18 protein-coding genes are annotated in these 16379 nt (G+C 72.1%); 8 read left to right on the top strand and 10 right to left on the bottom strand.

Annotated features, from left to right (window positions below; all coding sequences use genetic code 11):
- Window position 1 precedes the first annotated feature (1 nt).
- The 4 genes from ACIBN2_RS08340 (at window position 2) to pssA (ending at window position 3387) form a co-directional block, all read left to right on the top strand.
- The gene (locus ACIBN2_RS08340) at window positions 2-508 is read left to right on the top strand and encodes a MaoC family dehydratase (protein WP_059195327.1); all 507 of its coding nucleotides are present in this window, start codon (window positions 2-4) and stop codon (window positions 506-508) included.
- Window positions 509-513: 5 nt separating this feature from the next.
- On the top strand, window positions 514-1719 hold the full coding sequence (locus ACIBN2_RS08335; RefSeq protein WP_399133428.1) for an acyl-CoA dehydrogenase family protein: 1206 nt from the start codon (window positions 514-516) through the stop codon (window positions 1717-1719).
- A 170-nt stretch (window positions 1720-1889) separates the two neighbouring features.
- A complete protein-coding gene (locus ACIBN2_RS08330) occupies window positions 1890-2546 on the top strand; it encodes a phosphatidylserine decarboxylase (protein WP_399133959.1) in 657 nt (218 codons plus the stop codon).
- Window positions 2533-3387 (top strand): CDP-diacylglycerol--serine O-phosphatidyltransferase, encoded by an 855-nt coding sequence (gene pssA / locus ACIBN2_RS08325; RefSeq protein WP_399133427.1) that lies wholly within the window; start codon window positions 2533-2535, stop codon window positions 3385-3387. Before ACIBN2_RS08330 ends, pssA begins: the two co-directional genes overlap by 14 nt.
- Window positions 3388-3500: 113 nt before the next feature.
- Here the strand turns inward: pssA and ACIBN2_RS08320 are convergent, their stop codons facing one another.
- Window positions 3501-4619, bottom strand: a complete 1119-nt coding sequence (locus ACIBN2_RS08320) for a glycerate kinase (RefSeq protein ID WP_399133426.1) — start codon at window positions 4617-4619, stop codon at window positions 3501-3503.
- A 215-nt stretch (window positions 4620-4834) separates the two neighbouring features.
- On the opposite strand from ACIBN2_RS08320, the gene ACIBN2_RS08315 reads away from it, so the two are divergent.
- Both ACIBN2_RS08315 and ACIBN2_RS08310 read left to right on the top strand, forming a co-directional pair.
- Window positions 4835-5908: an ADP-ribosylglycohydrolase family protein gene (locus ACIBN2_RS08315; protein ID WP_399133425.1), complete on the top strand. Its 1074-nt coding sequence runs from the start codon at window positions 4835-4837 to the stop codon at window positions 5906-5908.
- 89 nt (window positions 5909-5997) lie between these two features.
- Window positions 5998-6492, top strand: coding sequence for an NUDIX domain-containing protein (locus ACIBN2_RS08310; RefSeq protein WP_399133424.1), 495 nt, complete (start codon window positions 5998-6000; stop codon window positions 6490-6492).
- Between the two features lie 7 nt (window positions 6493-6499).
- On the opposite strand, the gene ACIBN2_RS08305 is transcribed toward ACIBN2_RS08310, so the two are convergent.
- Window positions 6500-6763: a hypothetical protein gene (locus ACIBN2_RS08305; protein ID WP_384260031.1), complete on the bottom strand. Its 264-nt coding sequence runs from the start codon at window positions 6761-6763 to the stop codon at window positions 6500-6502.
- Between the two features lie 87 nt (window positions 6764-6850).
- Between ACIBN2_RS08305 and ACIBN2_RS08300 the strand changes: the two genes are divergently transcribed.
- Window positions 6851-7588 (top strand): SIR2 family NAD-dependent protein deacylase, encoded by a 738-nt coding sequence (locus ACIBN2_RS08300; RefSeq protein ID WP_399133423.1) that lies wholly within the window; start codon window positions 6851-6853, stop codon window positions 7586-7588.
- On the opposite strand, the gene ACIBN2_RS08295 is transcribed toward ACIBN2_RS08300, so the two are convergent.
- The 4 genes from ACIBN2_RS08295 to ACIBN2_RS08280 form a co-directional block, all read right to left on the bottom strand.
- A complete protein-coding gene (locus tag ACIBN2_RS08295) occupies window positions 7585-8124 on the bottom strand; it encodes a methylated-DNA--[protein]-cysteine S-methyltransferase (protein WP_399133422.1) in 540 nt (179 codons plus the stop codon). The two genes, ACIBN2_RS08300 and ACIBN2_RS08295, sit on opposite strands and share 4 nt — an antisense overlap.
- An 11-nt stretch (window positions 8125-8135) precedes the next feature.
- Entirely contained in the window at window positions 8136-9608 is a 1473-nt protein-coding gene (locus ACIBN2_RS08290) for a DNA-3-methyladenine glycosylase 2 family protein (RefSeq protein WP_399133421.1), read from the bottom strand.
- A 102-nt stretch (window positions 9609-9710) separates the two neighbouring features.
- The gene (locus ACIBN2_RS08285) at window positions 9711-10094 is read right to left on the bottom strand and encodes a BlaI/MecI/CopY family transcriptional regulator (protein ID WP_399133420.1); all 384 of its coding nucleotides are present in this window, start codon (window positions 10092-10094) and stop codon (window positions 9711-9713) included.
- Between the two features lie 61 nt (window positions 10095-10155).
- Entirely contained in the window at window positions 10156-10839 is a 684-nt protein-coding gene (locus tag ACIBN2_RS08280; protein WP_399133419.1) for a DedA family protein, read from the bottom strand.
- A gap of 101 nt (window positions 10840-10940) precedes the next feature.
- Between ACIBN2_RS08280 and ACIBN2_RS08275 the strand changes: the two genes are divergently transcribed.
- Entirely contained in the window at window positions 10941-11354 is a 414-nt protein-coding gene (locus ACIBN2_RS08275; protein ID WP_399133418.1) for a BlaI/MecI/CopY family transcriptional regulator, read from the top strand.
- A 31-nt stretch (window positions 11355-11385) separates the two neighbouring features.
- Here the strand turns inward: ACIBN2_RS08275 and ACIBN2_RS08270 are convergent, their stop codons facing one another.
- The 4 genes from ACIBN2_RS08270 to ACIBN2_RS08255 all read right to left on the bottom strand — a co-directional run bounded on the left by ACIBN2_RS08270 (window position 11386) and on the right by ACIBN2_RS08255 (window position 16172).
- Complete coding sequence (locus ACIBN2_RS08270) at window positions 11386-11895, bottom strand: O-acetyl-ADP-ribose deacetylase (protein WP_399133417.1); 510 nt, start codon at window positions 11893-11895, stop codon at window positions 11386-11388.
- On the bottom strand, window positions 11892-13301 hold the full coding sequence (locus tag ACIBN2_RS08265; protein WP_399133416.1) for a phytoene desaturase family protein: 1410 nt from the start codon (window positions 13299-13301) through the stop codon (window positions 11892-11894). The genes ACIBN2_RS08270 and ACIBN2_RS08265 overlap by 4 nt, the downstream gene beginning before the upstream one ends.
- A 111-nt stretch (window positions 13302-13412) precedes the next feature.
- The gene (locus ACIBN2_RS08260) at window positions 13413-14258 is read right to left on the bottom strand and encodes an inositol monophosphatase family protein (protein WP_399133414.1); all 846 of its coding nucleotides are present in this window, start codon (window positions 14256-14258) and stop codon (window positions 13413-13415) included.
- An 84-nt stretch (window positions 14259-14342) separates the two neighbouring features.
- Window positions 14343-16172: a gamma-glutamyltransferase family protein gene (locus ACIBN2_RS08255; RefSeq protein ID WP_399133413.1), complete on the bottom strand. Its 1830-nt coding sequence runs from the start codon at window positions 16170-16172 to the stop codon at window positions 14343-14345.
- Window positions 16173-16379 lie beyond the last annotated feature (207 nt).

Below are 16379 nucleotides of genomic sequence, written 5' to 3'. Positions count from 1 at the left end.
CATGCAGTTCGGACGCACCTACGAGGAGTTCGAGGTCGGGGCGACGTACAAGCACTGGCCGGGCAAGACGGTCACGGAGTACGACGACCACCTCTTCTGTCTCCTCACCATGAACCACCACCCGCTCCACATGGACACCAACTATGCGGAGAAGACGACGGACTTCGGCAAGAACGTCGTCGTGGGCAACTACATCTACTCCCTCCTGCTCGGCATGTCCGTCCCGGACATCTCCGGCAAGGCGATCGCCAACCTGGAGATCGAGTCGCTCAAGCACGTGGCGCCGACCTTCCACGGCGACACGATCTACGGCCAGACGACCGTGCTCGACAAGTGGCCCTCCAAGTCGAAGAACGACCGCGGCATCGTGTACGTCGAGACCAAGGGCTACAAGCAGGACGGCACGCTGGTCTGCGTGTTCCGCCGCAAGGTGATGGTGCCGACCGAGACGTACATCAAGGAGCGCGGCGGCGAGCAGCCGGGCCGCCCGGAACTTCAGGAGGGCTGAGCCCCATGGCACGCCTCGCCCAGACCGCCGGTCTGACGGACATCCAGCAGGAGATCCTCTCCACCGTCCGCGACTTCGTGGACAAGGAGATCATCCCGGTCGCCACCGAGCTGGAGCACCGCGACGAGTACCCGCAGCAGATCGTCGACGGCCTCAAGGAGCTGGGCCTGTTCGGCCTGATGATCCCCGAGGAGTACGGGGGCCTGGGCGAGTCGCTCCTCACCTACGCCCTGTGCGTCGAGGAGATCGCCCGCGGCTGGATGTCGGTCTCCGGCATCATCAACACCCACTTCATCGTGGCGTACATGCTCAAGCAGCACGGCACGCAGGAGCAGAAGGACCACTTCCTGCCGCGCATGGCGGCGGGCGACATCCGCGGCGCCTTCTCGATGTCGGAGCCGGCCCTCGGCTCGGACGTCTCGGCCATCAGCTCCAAGGCGGTCAGGGACGGCGACGAGTACGTCCTCAACGGCCAGAAGATGTGGCTGACGAACGGCGGAACGTCAAGCCTGGTGGCCGTTCTCGTCCGAAGTGACGAAGGACACCCCGAGGGCACCGCGCCCCACAAGTCGATGACCACCTTCCTGATCGAGAAAGAGCCCGGCTTCGGAGAGGTCCGGCCCGGCCTCACCATCCCCGGGAAGATCGACAAGATGGGCTACAAGGGCGTCGACACCACCGAGATGATCATGGATGGCCTGCGGCTTCCGGCCGATCGGGTGCTCGGCGGCGTCACAGGCCGAGGTTTTTACCAAATGATGGACGGAGTCGAAGTCGGCCGCGTCAACGTGGCGGCGCGTGGCTGCGGCGTCGCCCAGCGTGCCTTCGAGCTCGGCGTCCGGTACGCCCAGCAACGGCACACTTTCGGCAAGGCGATCGCCCAGCACCAGGCCATTCAGTTCAAGCTCGCCGAGATGGCCACCAAGGTCGAGGCCGCCCATGCGATGATGGTGAACGCGGCACGCAAAAAGGACTCCGGAGAGCGAAACGACCTTGAGGCCGGGATGGCGAAGTACCTCGCCTCCGAGTACTGCAAGGAGGTCGTGGAAGACGCCTTCCGGATCCACGGCGGCTACGGCTTCTCCAAGGAGTACGAGATCGAGCGCCTCTACCGAGAGGCTCCGATGCTGCTGATCGGCGAAGGTACCGCCGAGATCCAGAAAATGATCATCGGTCGCAGGCTGCTCGAAGAGTATCGATTCCAGGGCTAGATGTCCGGATACGGGGTGTTTTCTTGGAGAAGAAGATCACACCCCGTCATCCTTCTTCGACCCCCGACTCGGCTTCCTGGCTTGCCCAGTTGTGGTCCGCGACCGGTACCATCCCGGGAAAGCCGCCGTCCCCCGTTACTGCGCGGCATCATCCGCTACGAAGGTCATCCATGCCCCACAGCCAAACCTCTGCACCAAGCGACAGCCGGGCCGGCCTACGCCTCGCGCGCGGAGCATCGCCGTGGCTTCTCCCGACCGTCGCCACCGCAGCCCTCAGCCTCGCCCGTGCGCGCCGCTCCGGCGTCGCCAAGGCCGTGGCCGTGCCCGCCACCGCGCTCGCGGCGGGCATGCTGTGGTTCTTCCGCGACCCCGAGCGTGAGATCGCCCGGGGCCGGGTCATCTCCCCCGCCGACGGTGTGGTGCAGAGCATCATGCCGTGGAAGGACGGCCGCACCCGCGTCGCGATCTTCATGAGCCCGCTCAACGTCCACGTCAACCGCGCGCCGCTCTCCGGCACGGTGACATCGGTCGAGCACATCCCCGGCGGGTTCGTACCGGCGTTCAACAAGGAGAGCGAGAACAACGAGCGCGTAGTCTGGCATTTCGACACCGAACTCGGCGACATCGAGATGATCCAGATCGCCGGTGCGGTGGCCCGCCGCATCGTCCCCTACATCCCGCAGGGCACGAAGGTCGAGCAGGGTGACCGCATCGGACTGATCCGCTTCGGCTCGCGCGTCGACATCTACCTGCCCGAGGGCGTGGAGGTCGCGGTCGAGGTCGGTCAGAAGACCGTGGCTGGGGTGACTCGCATTGACCGTGATTGATCCTGAGACCCAGGCGGGCTGGGTGCCCGAGGCGAACGAGGTGGACGAAGAGGAGGAGATGCCCCTCTCCCTCCGCCTGTCGATAGCGGACACCCTCACCCTCGGCAACGCCACGTGCGGCTTCATGGCGGTGTACTTCACCACCACCGGCATCCTGATCCCGCACCTCACCGGCGACCAGGAGACCGGCATGGCCCGCCACAGCGCGGCCACCGCGGTGATCCTGATGCTGTGCGCGGCGGTCTTCGACCTGTTCGACGGCCTGGTGGCGCGCAAGCTCCGCTCGTCCCCCATGGGGGCGGAGCTGGACAACCTCTCGGACCTGATCAGCTTCGGCCTGGCGCCGGCGTACTTCGTCCTCGTCTACGGCATGGTCGCGGACGACGCGCATCAGCGGATGGCCGCGGTCGGGGCAATCGTGGTGCTCCTGGCCGTCGTACTGAGGCTGGCGCGCTTCTCCTGCGTGACGGTGCCGAACGGCATGTTCCAGGGCATGCCGTCACCGTTCGGGGCCCTGACGGTCGTCTCGATCGTGCTGCTCGAGCTGCCCTTCGTGGCGACGCTCCTGGCGATCGTGGGCACGGCCTGGCTGATGGTGAGCCGGGTCGAGTACCCGAAGCCGCGGGGCCGTCTCGCGGTGGCCATGCTGACCTGGATCGTCGTGTCGATGGGGCTCCTGGCGGCCTGGGCGTTCGACGCCCCGGGCGGTCAGCTGCTGCTCCAGACGGGCTGCGCGCTGCAGCTGGTCACCGGCGCGGTGATCCCGCTGTTCGCGACGGCCCGCCGGGTGAACAACTTCCGCGGCAACCGGCGCGAGGCACGGGCGGCCCAGCTCCCGTAGGCTCCTCCGCGACGCTCCCGAGGGGGCCCGAACCGCTCACGGTTCGGGCCCCCTCGCTCGTTCGGTCCGGGTGTCTCAGGGCTGCGGGGTCACGCCTGTGCGGTGCACGGCCCTCAGACGAGGAAGTCCCGTCCGATGTGCTCCGCGACCCGCTCCAGGATCGGGCCCGCCTCCGCGATGCACTTCGCCACGTCCGGCTCCAGCTCCGTCAGCGGGTAGGCGCGGCGGATGCCCGCACGGCCCAGGGCCTCCGGCGGCAGGACGACGCGGCCGCACACGGCGATGACCTCCTTGTCCGCGGCGCGGGCCGCGGCGGCGACGCCCGCGGGCGCCTTGCCGTGCAGGGTCTGCTCGTCCAGGGAGCCCTCGCCCGTGATCACCAGGTCCGCCCACTCCAGCGCGGGCGCGAAGCCCAGCACCTCGAGCATGACCTCGATGCCGGGGCGGAAGCGGGCGCCTAGGAGGAGCGCGCCGAAGCCGATGCCGCCGGCCGCGCCCGCGCCCGGGGAGGCCGCGAACTCCGCCGCCTTCACCCCGGCCGCCTGCTCCAGCACCTTCGCGTAGTGCGCGAGGGCGGAGTCCAGGCTCTCCACGTCGTCCGGGGAGGCGCCCTTCTGCGGGCCGTAGACGGCCGGCGCGCCCTTCGGGCCGGTCAGCGGATTGTCGACGTCGCTGGCCAGCACCAGTTCGACGGAGCCGAGGCGCGGGTCCAGGGCCGAGAGGTCGGCGGACGCCAGCTCGCTGAGGCCGCCGCCGCCCGGGGGCACCGGTTCCCCGTCAGCGTCCAGGAAACGCGCGCCGAGCGCGGACAGCATCCCGGCGCCGCCGTCGGTGGTCGCGCTGCCGCCCACGCCGAACACGATGGTCCGCGCGCCCGCGTCCAGTGCGGCGCGCAGCAGCTCGCCGGAGCCGTACGTGGACGCCGTGAGCGGTGCGAAGACACCGGCGGGCAGCCGCTGCAGTCCGCTCGCCTCCGCCATCTCCACGACCGCGGTGCCGCCGCGCAGCGCGAACGCCGCCGTGACCTCGTCCCCGAGCGGTCCCGCGACACGTACCTCGCGCCGCTCGAAACCCGCCGCGACCGCCGCGTCCACGGTCCCGTCGCCGCCGTCGGCCACGGGCAGGGCCTCCACCGGGAGGTCCGGCACGACCCGGCGCAGCCCGGCCGTCACCCGCTCCGCGACCTGCACGGCCGTCAGCGACCCCTTGAACTTGTCCGCGGCGATGAGCACCCTCCGGGCACTCCTACCTGCAGCGTCCGCCACCTTGTCTTCCCCTTGCTCTCCGGGCCTCGCACGTGTCAAGGCCAGTCGCGCCGCTGCGACCATAACCGGAGGAAGCCCCCGTCGTCATGCCCCGCCCGGACCGTGGGACGCGCCCGGCGGCCGGGTGCGCGTCCTTGCGCGAAGGGCGCGCGGCCGGTCCGAAATTGGGTAAACCATGAGCTATGACCCCTGTGGGCACTGAGCCAGAGCTCGCCGACCGCATCCTCGGGGGCTGGCTGGGCCGGATTGCGGGCAACATGCTCGGCAAACCGGTCGAGCAGGGCGACCTGTGGACGCGCGACCGCATCGACCGTTACCTGCGGCAGGCGGCAGCCCTGCCCCTGACCGACTACCTCCCCGAGCCCGCCGTGGAGAGCGACGGCTTCGAGCTGCGCCCCGAGTGGCGCCAGTGCGTACGCGGCCGCATCCACGGCAGCTGCCGCGACGACGACGTCGACTACGCCATCCTCGGCCTGGACCTGCTGGAGACCCACGGCTTCGGCTTCAGCACCGAGCAGGTCGGGGACCTGTGGCTGCTGCGGCTGCCGTATCTGCAGACCTTCACGGCGGAGCGGGCGACGTACCGCAACCTCGCCAACGGCATCAAGCCGCCGCTGACGGCCACGTACGACAACCCGTACCAGGAGTGGATCGGCGCCCTGATCCGCGCCGACATCTACGGCTGGACCTGCCCCGGCGTCCCGCGCCGCGCGGCCTCCCTGGCCCGCCGGGACGCGGTGCTGTCGCACACCGGCAACGGCGTGTACGGCGCGATGTGGGCGGCGGCGCTGATCGCGGCGGCGTTCACGGCGCCCACCGTGCGGCACGCGGTGGACCAGGCGCTGGCCGTGATCCCGGCGAGCAGCCGGCTCGCCCGCACCGTGCGCCGTGTCGTCTCGCTCCACGACACGCGGATGACCTGGGAGGACACCCTGACGACGGTCTCGGAGGAGACCGCCGGGCTCGGCTGGATCCACACCATCCCGAACGCGGCTGTCATCACCGCGGGCCTCCTCTACGGCGACGGCGACTTCACCCGCACCATCACCCTCACCGTCCGCGGCGGCCTGGACACCGACTCCAACGGCGCGACTGCCGGCTCGGTGGCCGGCGTCCTGACGGGGGCCGACGCCATTCCGGCGCAGTGGAAGGAGCCGTTGGAGGACACGGTCCGCAGCGCGGTGTTCGGCTTCGACCGGGCACGGATCAGCGAGCTGGCGGAGCGAACGCTCCAGCTGGCGGGGACGGAGAGCTAGCGCCCGGAATCGGGGCCCGGAGTCAGGGCCCGGGGCCAGGGTCTGGAGGCTTGGGCCGGAGTGCCGCGCCGTCTGGTTACGCTTCCTGGATGACCTCCACTCCAGACTTCGCCACCTACATCGCCGGTCTCCCCCGCGTCCTCGCCGGCGCCGCCGCCCTCTTCCGCGACGCCGAGGGCCGGGTGCTGCTGGTCGAGCCCAACTACCGCGAGGGATGGGCGCTTCCGGGCGGCACCATCGAGTCCGACGACGGCGAGAGCCCGCGCCAGGGCGCGCGCCGCGAGACGCTGGAGGAGATCGGTCTCGACCGCGAGCTGGGCCGCCTGCTCGCGGTGGACTGGGTGTACCGCCCGGGCTGGCCGCCGCTGGTGGCGTACCTCTACGACGGCGGTGTCCTCACCGAGGACGACCTCAAGGCGATCCGTCTCCAGGAGGAGGAACTGCTGTCCTGGCGGCTCGTGGGGCGCGAGGACCTCGCCGACTTCCTGCTCGGCACCCTCGGCCACCGTGTCCTGGCCGCCCTGGACGTGCTGGCGGAGGGCTCGGGCACGGCGGAGCTGGAGAACGGCCGCAGGGTGGGCTGAGCCGCCCCTACCGGGCGAGCGCCTCGTCCGGGTCGATGTGGCCGTGGTGGATCTGGCTGTGGTCGCGGTCGTTGCACGCGTCGTCCACCGACTGGGCGGTCCACGGCGCGGCCACCGGGACGAGCGCCATGGCCTCCTTGCAGAGGCCGTTGGTGGTCAGGGTCCTGCCCCCGATGTTGATGCGTCCGTGGTCGCCGTCGTCGGCCTGGGCCGGGGTGGCGAGCGTGAGACCGACCATGGTGAGCGCCGCGAGGGCGCCGATCTTCTTCATAGCCTGGCCAACGACAACGGGATCGGCCAGGTCACGCCACCGGATATCTCGTGGCCCCGGGCAGGCGAGCGCCCTTACGCTCGGCCCATGAACAGGCCTCTTGTCGCCATCCTCAGTGGCGCAGGTATCTCCACCGATTCCGGGATCCCTGACTATCGCGGCCCCAACGGCCTGTGGCGCAGGGATCCCGAGGCCGAGAAGCTCGTCACGTACGAGTACTACATGGGTGATCCGGAGATCCGGCGGCGGTCCTGGCGGATGCGGCGCGAGAGCCGGGCGCTCCAGGCCGAGCCGAACGCCGCGCACCGGGCCGTCGCCGAGCTGGAGAGGTCCGGCGTGCCGGTCAGGGTCATCACCCAGAACGTCGACGGGCTGCACCAGCTCGCCGGCCTGCCCGCCCGCAAGGTACTCGAACTGCACGGCAGCGCGCACGGTGTCGTGTGCACCGGGTGTCAGTCACCCGGGCCGATGGAGGAGGCGCTCACGCGCGTCGACGCCGGAGAGGCCGATCCGCCCTGCCGGGAGTGCGGCGGCATCCTGAAGTCGGCGACCGTGATGTTCGGCGAGCCCCTCGACCCGGAGGTGCTCGGTGAAGCGCTCGCCATCAGCAAGGCGTGCCAGGTGTTCATCGCCGTCGGCAGCAGCCTCCAGGTCCAGCCCGCCGCCGGCCTCGCGGGCGTCGCCGCCGACCACGGGGCACGGCTGATCATCGTCAACGCCGAGCCCACGCCGTACGACGACCTCGCGGACGAGGTCGTACGCGAGCCCATCGGAACGGCGCTGCCCGAACTGCTGCGCAGGCTGAGCACGGAATCGGCGGGCTAGTCGCCCTCTGCGAGGGTGTGGGCCACCAGGGCGTCGGCGTGGCCGTGGTCCAGAGTGCCTCCGCTCTCGAAGTCGAGCAGGAGCCGCTTGCGTGCGAGGCCGCCGCCGTAGCCCGTCAGGCTGCCGTCGGCGCCGACGACGCGGTGGCAGGGCACGATGACGCCGATCGGGTTCTTGCCGTTGGCGAGGCCGACGGCGCGGGAGGCGGCCGGTTTGCCGAGGGCTTCGGCGAGTTGGCCGTAGGAGCGGGTCTCGCCGTAGGGGATGCGGCGGAGCTCGTCCCAGACCGTGCGCTGGAACGGGGTTCCGTTCAGGCGGAGTTGCAGGGTGAATTCTTTCAACTCGCCTGCGAAATAGGCCTTCAGCTGTTGCTCGGCCTCGGCGAAGGGGGTGCCGTCGCGGTCGCCGAAGGTCTCCTCCGGCGGGCGGTGGCGCTGGTCGGTCATGTAGAGGCCGCACAGGACTCCGTCGTCGGCCACCAGGGTGAGGGGGCCGTAGGGACTGGGGACGACCGTGTGCCGCTTCGGGGAGCTCATGGTGAACGTCCTTACACCGGGAGGAAGTTGATCGGATGGCTGTCCGTCGCCCACAGGTACTGGACGGCGTACGCCCGCCAGGGGCGCCAGGCCGCCGCGCGGGCGGTGAGGGCCGCCGGGGTGGACGGGAGGCCCAGTTCCTCGGCGGCGCGGCGGATGCCGAGGTCGGTGGGGAGGAAGGCGTCGGGGTCGCCGAGGGCGCGCATGGCGATGACGTCGACCGTCCAGGGGCCGAAACCGGGCAGGGCCAGGAGCCGGGCGCGGGTCTCCGGCCAGTCGCTCTCCGGGCCCAGGTGGACGGTGTGGTCCGCGAGCTGACGTACGAGAGTGGTGAAGGTCGTGCGGCGGGTGCGCGGCATCGCCAGGGACTCCGGGTCCACGGCGGCGAGCGCGTCAGGGGTCGGGAAGACGTGGGTGAGGCCGCCCTCGGGGTCGTCCACCGGGTCGCCGTGCGCCGTGACGAGGCGGGCCGCGTGGGTGCGGGCCGCGGCCGTGGAGACCTGCTGTCCGAGTACGGCGCGCACGGCGAACTCCGCCTCGTCGACCGTGCGCGGGACACGCCGGCCGGGGGCCTTGTCGACCAGCGGGGCGAGCAGGGGGTCCGTGCGCAGCTGGTCGTCGATCGCGACCGGATCGGCGTCCAGGTCGAGCATGCGGCGGCAGCGGCTGATGGCGACCGTGAGGTCGCGCAGGTCGGCGAGGGTGAGCCGGCAGGCGATGTGGTCGGGCCCGGGCGCGAGCGTCACGATGCCGTGGCCGTACGGGAGGCGGAGCGTGCGGCGGTAGGCGCCGTCCCTCCACTCCTCCACGCCGGGTACGGCGGTGGCCGCGAGGTGGCCGAAGAGGTTGTCGGGGTTGAGCGGGGTACGGAAGGGCAGGCGGAGCGTCAGCGCGCCCGGAGTGCCGGCCGGCGCGTTCTTCTTCGGCAGCCGGGCCCGCAGTTCGCTCGGCGCCAGGGCGAAGACCTCGCGCACGGTGTCGTTGAAGGTGCGGATCGAGGAGAAGCCGGCGGCGAACGCGACCTCCGCCATCGCGAGCGTCGTCGTCTCGATCAGCAGGCGGGCGGTCTGGGCTCGCTGGGCTCGGGCCAGGGCGAGCGGGCCGGCGCCCAGCTCGGCGAGCAGCTGGCGTTCGATCTGCCGGGTGCTGTAGCCGAGGCGGGCGGCGAGGCCGGGGACGCCGTCGCGGTCCACGACGCCGTCGGCGATCAGGCGCATCGCCCGGGCCACGAGATCGGCTCGCTGGTTCCACTCCGGGGAGCCCGGGCTGGTGTCGGGGCGGCAGCGCTTGCAGGCCCGGAACCCGGCCTGCTGGCAGGCGGCCGCGCTCGGGTGGAAGGTCATGTTCTCGGGCTTGGGCGGGACGACGGGGCAGCTGGGCCGGCAGTAGATGCGGGTCGTCAGGACTGCCGTGAAGAACCATCCGTCGAAGCGCGCGTCCTTGGACTGGACGGCGCGCACGCAGCGCTCTCGGTCGGTGTGCATCCCGTTCTGCATACGTCCAGCATCGGGGACGGGCGGGGCCGGGGCTGGCGAGAATCCGACATCAACCTCACGTGCGCTGGAATGCCCCGGATCGCCCCGGCCTCATGCCCCGCTCTCGTCCAACAGCGCACGCAACGCCGCCTCCTCCGCCGAGGTCAGGCCGGTCACGAAGTGCTGGAGGGCGGCGATCGGGTCGGGGCCGCGGGCCAGGGCGCGGTGCATGGCCTCGGCGGTCAGCTGGGCGGCGTTCTTCACCGGGCGGTAGGCGCCGCGCCTGCCGTCGGCGTCCCGCAGGACGAGTCCCTTGTCGTGCAGGCGCCGCAGGATCGTGTGCACGGTGTTGTAGGCGAGGCCGCCGCGCAGACATGCCTGGATCTCGGCCGGCGTGAGGGCGCGGTCCGTCGCCCACAGGGTGGCGAGGATCTCGCTCTCCAGCTCGCCCGGGCCGCGTCGCACGGCCCTGCCGCGAGGAGTCGCGCCGGCCATGGCACCAGATTACGGCGCATACCTGACGGCGGTCAGTGCGCTCGGCCGCACGTCCCACCGGTCAGGAAGGGGTCCCCCCGGACGCGCGGCGGGCACGCGCGCGGCGCGCCTCCAGGGCGATCGGGGTCAGGGAGACGAGGACCACGAGCGCGACCATCGGCAGCAGGTAGTGGTCGATGTTCGGCACCGAGGAACCGAGCGCGTAGCCGCCCAGCGTCAGGCCGATCGTCCACACCAGACCACCCAGCACCTGCCACACCGTGAAGACCCGCGGCGGCACGTCGAGCGCACCGGCCAGGGGGTTCAGCACGGTGCGCACGATCGGCACGAAGCGGGCGAGGACCACCGCCTTGGCATGGCCGTAGCGCTCGAGCAGCTGCTCGGCCCGCTCCGCGCCCTCGTGCAGCTTCCTCGCTCTGCTGCGCGCCAGCAGGGCGCGGCCGCCGCGGCGCCCGAGCCAGTACCCCGTCTGGGCGCCGAGCAGCGCGCCGGCCACGGCGGCCACCAGCACCTGCCAGAGCGAGAGATGGACGGAGCGCCCGGAGCCGCCGGCGCACAGCAGTCCGGCCGTGAACAGCAGGGAGTCGCCGGGCAGGAAGAACCCGACCAGCAGTCCGGTCTCGGCGAACATCACCACGGCGACGCCGAGAGCACCGAACGCGGACAGCAGGGAACCGGCGTCCAGGACGTTCACCGCCTGGGTCACGGCCATGTGGGCAGCTGCCACGGAGACGACCCCTCTCATACTGGGACGTGGACGGAGCGGGCACGGGCCCGCACCGAGCGACTACAGTCACGTAGACCGTCTACCGCACTGTAGACGAACGAGAGCCGAGGAGCGTTCCCATGTCCGATTGGCAGGGTGACGAGCCGGTCGACGGGCGCACGGACCGCCGGCCGGCCGGCGAGCTGGAGGCGAGCGTACTCGCCGCGCTGTGGGCCGCCGGCAAGGCGCTCACGCCCGGCGCCGTCCAGAAGGAGCTCGGCGGCGGCCTCGCGCGCACGACGGTGACGACGATCCTCACCCGGCTGCACGCCAAGGGCGCGGTGACCCGCGCGCGCTCGGGCCGCGGTTACGCCTATGCCCCGGCCCAGGACTCGCACGGCCTCACGGCCCGCCGGATGCATGCCGAACTCGACAAGGACGCCGACCGCGGCACCGTCCTCGCCCGCTTCGTCTCCGATCTGAGCCCCGCGGACGAGCAGCTGCTGCGCTCCCTGCTGGACGACGGCCGGCCGGACGGGGACGGCACCGGGTGAACGGAGCCGCTCCCCCGGGCCCGGCTCCAGGTCAGCGGGTCTGCGCCGCGAACGCCTCGTAGGCCCGTTCGTCGAAGAGCACGAACCGGACCTCCTCGACCGACGTGTCCGCGGCCCGGACCGTCTCCACCGCGATGCGGGCGCCGTCGTCGATCGGCCAGCCGTAGATGCCGGTGGAGACGGCGGGGAAGGCGACCGTACGGGCGCCGAGCTCGTCGGCGACGCGGAGGGACTCGCGGTAGCAGGAGGCCAGCAGCCCGGAGCGGTCCTCGCCTGCGGACCAGACCGGTCCCACGGTGTGGATCACCCAGCGTGCGTCGAGGTCGCCGGCGGTGGTGGCGACCGCCTGGCCGGTGCGCAGGCCCTTGCCGTACCTGGAGGCGCGCAGCTTGCGGCACTCCTCGAGGATCGCCGGGCCGCCGCGGCGGTGGATGGCGCCGTCGACGCCTCCGCCGCCGAGCAGGGAGGAGTTCGCGGCGTTGACGATCGCGTCGACGCTCTCGCGCGTGATGTCGCCCTGGGCGAGCGTGATGGTGGTCATGTCTGCCTCAGCCTCTTCCAGACGGCCTTCGCCGCGTTGTGACCGGACATGCCGTGCACCCCGGGCCCGGGCGGGGTCGCCGACGAGCAGATGAAAATGGCCGGATGCGGGGTGCTGTACGGCGAGAGGGAGAGCTTGGGGCGCAGCAGGGTCTGCAGGCCGGAGACCGCGCCGGAGCCGATGTCCCCGCCGATGTAGTTGTGGTTGCGGGCGGCGATCTCGGGCGGGCCGGCGGTCGCGCGGGCGAGGACGCGGTCGCGGAACCCCGGCGCGAAGCGCTCCAGTTGACGCTCCATGGCGTCCGTGAGGTCGCCCGTCCAGCCGCTCGGGACATGGCCGTAGGCCCAGAAGACGTGCTTGCCGTCGGGTGCGCGGGTGGGGTCCACGACGCTGGGCTGGACCGTGATCAGGAACGGCCGCTCGGGCGCCCGGCCCTCCCGTGAGGCGTCGCGCAGCGCGGTGCCGATCTCGGCGCTGTCCGCACCGATCTGCACGGTGCCGGCGGCCCGGGCCTCCTGGGCGGTCCACGGCACCGGGCCGTCCAGGGCGTAGTCGACCTTGAAGACGCCCGGGCCGTAGCGGTAGCCGTCGTAGTAGCGGCCGAAGCCCGCGATACGGGCCAGGGCGGTGGGTGAGGTGTCGAAGACGTAGGCGCGCGCGGGCGGCAGGTCGTCGAGGCGCTTGACCTCGTAGTCCGTGTGGACCACGCCGTCCAGGTCCTTGAGGTACGCGGTGAGCGCGTCCGAGATGGACTGGGAGCCGCCGCGGGCCACGGGCCAGCCGCGGGCGTGTGCGGCGAGCGCGAAGACCAGGCCGATGGCGCCGGTGGCGAGGCCGGTCAGGGGCGCCATGACGTGCGCGACGAGGCCCGCGAACAGGGTCTTGGCGGGCTCGTCGCGGAACCGGCGGGCCAGCCAGGTCGACGGGGGCAGGCCGACCAGGCCGAAGCGGGCGAGGGTCACCGGGTCGCGTGGGAGCGCGGTGCCCGGCAGGGACATGAAGTCCCGCGTCAAGGTGTCCCACTTGGGCAGGAACGGCTCGACGAGCCTGCGGTACGCGCCCGCGTCCCGCGGGCCGAACGAGGCCGCCGTCTCGGCCACCGAACGGGACAGCACGGCGGCGCTGCCGTCGGTGAAGGGGTGCGCCATCGGCAGCTCGGGGTGCAGCCACTCCAGGCCGTACCGGTCCAGCGGCAGGGCGCGGAAGGCCGGGGAGTTGATGCCCAGCGGATGGGCCGAGGAGCACGGGTCGTGCCGGAAGCCGGGCAGGGTGAGCTCTTCGGTGCGGGCTCCGCCGCCGACGGTGTCGCGGGCCTCGAAGACCGCCACGGAGAAGCCGCGGCGGGCCAGCTCCACGGCGGCCGTCAGTCCGTTCGGCCCCGCACCCACCACGACAGCATCGAGCATCGACGGCACCTTCGGACCCCTTCGTCAGCCGATGGCCACTGAGGATCAGGATATGCCGGAGGTCCGGCACTCTCCCGAGGCGGGTGGTTCACTCCTGAACGGTCGCCCGGATCACGCCATGTCCGACAGCAGCCCCTTCACCCGGCGGGCCGTCGCCGCGTCGCGGGCGGCCGTGAACGGCAGGGCGTTGCCGCCCGTGATGCGGAACGGCTCGCCGGTCGGCGTCAGATGGGCACCGCCCGCCTCCTCGACCAGCAGGATGCCGGCGGCGTGATCCCATGCCGCCTCCCAGCTGAAGGCCAGCGCGTCCAACTCGCCGCGGGCGATGGCCAGATACTCCAGGCCGGCCGAGCCGCAGGCACGCGGCGCGACACCGTCGGTCCACAGGCCGAGCAGGGCCCGCTTCTGCGCGTCGGTCGTGTAGTCGGGGTGGGAGGTGGCCACTTGGAGGTCGCGTCCAGGGTCGGGCGAACCGGCGTGCAGCCGCTCGCCGTCGAGGAAGGCGCCCTGCCCCCTCACGGCGGTGGCGAGTTGGTCCGAGGCCGGCAGGTACGTCCACGAGGCGAGCAGGACTCCGCGCCGGGCGAGCGCGACCAGCGTGCAGAATCCGGGGTCGCCGTGCACGAACTGGCGCGTCCCGTCGACCGGGTCGACGATCCAGACCGGGGCGTCGCCCTGTATCGCCGCGTACACCTCCGGGTCGGCGTGCACCGCCTCCTCGCCGACGACGACGGAGCCGGGCAGGAGCCGGCGGAGCACGTCCGTGAGATACCGCTCGGTGAGGCGGTCGGCGTCGGTCACCAGGTCGTGCGGTCCGCTCTTCTGGTCGACCTCGTGCGCGGCCAGGCTGCGGAAGCGGGGCATGATCTCGGCCGCGGCGGCCTTGCGGACCGCCTCCTCCACGTCGGCCGAGTGGCGGGCGAGAAACTCGTCGATGGTTTCCTTTTCTTCGATCATGCCTCCATGAGAGCACGCGCCACTGACAATCCCCGCCGGGAGGGTGGATCCCCGGTGGAATCCACGTGAACTCCGCGGTCGCGATCAGCGACCCACCGCGTACCCCTGCATGCCTCGCGGATTGGCGGCCGCCGACAGGACGCCGGTGGCGGGGTCCCGGGCGACCGCGCACAGCCGCCCCTCCGACCAAGGGTCGCCGACGGTCACGTGGTGGCCCCGGCGCCGCAGTTCCTCGACGATCCCGGCGTCCATGCGGGACTCGACCGTCACGTTCCCCGGCCGCATGCCGCGCGGGTAGAACGAGCCCGGGAAGCTGTCGTTGTGCCAGTTCGGGGCGTCGATCGCGCCCTGCAGGTCGAGGCCCCCGCGGGCCTGGGCGCGCAGGGCGACGGCCAGGAAGAAGTGCAGCTGCCACTGGTCCTGCTGGTCCCCGCCGGGCGTGCCGAAGGCCATGACCGGGACGCCGTCGCGCAGCGCGATCGAGGGCGTGAGGGTGGTGCGGGGCCGGCGGCCGGGCGTGAGCGCGTTCGGCAGGTCCTCCTCCAGCCAGGTCATCTGGAGCCTGGTGCCGAGCGGGAAGCCCAGTTCGGGCACGACGGGGTTCGACTGGAGCCAGCCGCCGCTGGGGGTGGCGGCGACCATGTTGCCCCAGCGGTCGACGACGTCCAGGTGGCAGGTGTCGCCACGGGTGCCGCCGTCCGCCGCGACCGGGGGCTCGCCCGGCACCGGCGAGACGGGCGGCTTGGCCACGGTCGGTTCGCCGGCGCCCATGGGGCTGAATCCGGGCTCGTCGCCGACGACCACGTGCGCGTGCGCGCTGAGCCGCGGGGTGCGTCCGCCGGGGCCGCCGGGGCGCAGCTCGTGCGAGGCCTTGGCGCCGACGAGGTGGCGCCGGGCAGCGTTGTAGCGCGGCGACAGCAGATCGCCGAGCGGGACCTCGGCCGCGTCCCCGTACCAGGCCTCGCGGTCGGCCATGGCGAGCTTGCAGCCCTCGATCAGCAGATGGACGTAGTCGGCGGTCCCGTACGCGGGCAGTTCGGGCGGGAGCAGGGCTAGCTGCTGGAGGAAGGCCGGGCCCTGGCTCCAGGGGCCGGCCTTGCACACGGTCCAGCCGTTCCAGTCGTACGTCGCCGGAATCTCGTAGGTCGCGGACCAGCCGGCGAGGTCGGCGGCCGTCAGCGTGCCAGCGTGGCGCTCGCCGCTGGTGTCCATGGTCGGCCGCCGCGCCTGCCGGACCAGGGCCTCGGCGATGAACCCGGACCGCCACGCCTCGCGTGCGGCCTCGATCTGGGCTACCCGGTCCCCGGCCCCGGCGACCTCGGCGAGCAGCCGCTTCCAGGTGGCGGCGAGGGCGGGGTTGCGAAAGAGCTCACCGGGCCTCGGGGCCTTCCCGCCCGGGAGGTACACCTCCGCCGAGGAGGTCCACTCCGTCTCGAAGAGTTCCCGTACGGTCTCGACGGTCGCACCGACGTTCTCCACGGGCGCGTGGCCGTGCTCGGCGTATCCGATCGCGTACGCGAGGACGTCGGCGAGGGGCTTGGTGCCGTGGTCGCGCAGCAGGAGCATCCAGGCGTCGAACGCGCCGGGCACGGCGGCGGCGAGCGGTCCGGTGCCGGGGACGAGGTCCAAGCCGAGCGACCGGTAGTGCGCGACCGTGGCCCCGGCCGGGGCCACGCCCTGGCCGCACAGCACCCGCACCTCGGCGCCCGCCGGGGCGAGCAGGATCGGCACCTCGCCGGCCGGCCCGTTGAGGTGCGGCTCGACGACGTGCAGCACGAACGCCCCCGCCACGGCCGCGTCGTACGCGTTCCCGCCGGCCTCCAGCACCGCCATCGCCGACTGCGAGGCCAGCCAGTGGGTGGAGGACACCATCCCGAAGGTGCCCTGCAAGGTCGGCCGGGTCGTGAACGGCATCTCTCACCTCACTGCTGACGCGCCTTCGCCGGTCCGGTCGGCGCTCGGGTCCACCGGCAGGCTACCCATCCCCCGCGCCTACCAAGATTTTGCGTTCTCGCGGGGAGCCCATGAACCGGTTCCCACCTGCGCGAAGTCCCCTTTGTCCGGCGGCCTGGGCGGGCGGACATGACGCGTTAACCCCGCGCGTCCTTCTCGGCGTTCTAC

The organism is Streptomyces sp. NPDC050534 (genome assembly GCF_044457745.1).
Taxonomy (GTDB): domain Bacteria; phylum Actinomycetota; class Actinomycetes; order Streptomycetales; family Streptomycetaceae; genus Streptomyces.
Note: the sequence above shows the minus strand (reverse complement) of the source record. Positions and strands in the feature narration are given on the sequence as shown.

Coding starts and splice junctions, on each gene's coding strand:
- ACIBN2_RS08340 (WP_059195327.1), top strand. CDS start 2: ATGCAGTTCGGACGCACCTACGAGGAGTTCGAGGTCGGGGCGACGTAC.
- ACIBN2_RS08315 (WP_399133425.1), top strand. CDS start 4,835: ATGACCCCTGTGGGCACTGAGCCAGAGCTCGCCGACCGCATCCTCGGG.
- ACIBN2_RS08285 (WP_399133420.1), bottom strand. CDS start 10,094: ATGGCCGGCGCGACTCCTCGCGGCAGGGCCGTGCGACGCGGCCCGGGC.
- ACIBN2_RS08310 (WP_399133424.1), top strand. CDS start 5,998: ATGACCTCCACTCCAGACTTCGCCACCTACATCGCCGGTCTCCCCCGC.
- ACIBN2_RS08300 (WP_399133423.1), top strand. CDS start 6,851: ATGAACAGGCCTCTTGTCGCCATCCTCAGTGGCGCAGGTATCTCCACC.
- ACIBN2_RS08330 (WP_399133959.1), top strand. CDS start 1,890: ATGCCCCACAGCCAAACCTCTGCACCAAGCGACAGCCGGGCCGGCCTA.
- ACIBN2_RS08265 (WP_399133416.1), bottom strand. CDS start 13,301: ATGCTCGATGCTGTCGTGGTGGGTGCGGGGCCGAACGGACTGACGGCC.
- ACIBN2_RS08270 (WP_399133417.1), bottom strand. CDS start 11,895: ATGACCACCATCACGCTCGCCCAGGGCGACATCACGCGCGAGAGCGTC.
- ACIBN2_RS08295 (WP_399133422.1), bottom strand. CDS start 8,124: ATGAGCTCCCCGAAGCGGCACACGGTCGTCCCCAGTCCCTACGGCCCC.
- ACIBN2_RS08255 (WP_399133413.1), bottom strand. CDS start 16,172: ATGCCGTTCACGACCCGGCCGACCTTGCAGGGCACCTTCGGGATGGTG.
- ACIBN2_RS08280 (WP_399133419.1), bottom strand. CDS start 10,839: ATGAGAGGGGTCGTCTCCGTGGCAGCTGCCCACATGGCCGTGACCCAG.
- ACIBN2_RS08275 (WP_399133418.1), top strand. CDS start 10,941: ATGTCCGATTGGCAGGGTGACGAGCCGGTCGACGGGCGCACGGACCGC.
- ACIBN2_RS08305 (WP_384260031.1), bottom strand. CDS start 6,763: ATGAAGAAGATCGGCGCCCTCGCGGCGCTCACCATGGTCGGTCTCACG.
- ACIBN2_RS08335 (WP_399133428.1), top strand. CDS start 514: ATGGCACGCCTCGCCCAGACCGCCGGTCTGACGGACATCCAGCAGGAG.
- ACIBN2_RS08290 (WP_399133421.1), bottom strand. CDS start 9,608: ATGCACACCGACCGAGAGCGCTGCGTGCGCGCCGTCCAGTCCAAGGAC.
- ACIBN2_RS08260 (WP_399133414.1), bottom strand. CDS start 14,258: ATGATCGAAGAAAAGGAAACCATCGACGAGTTTCTCGCCCGCCACTCG.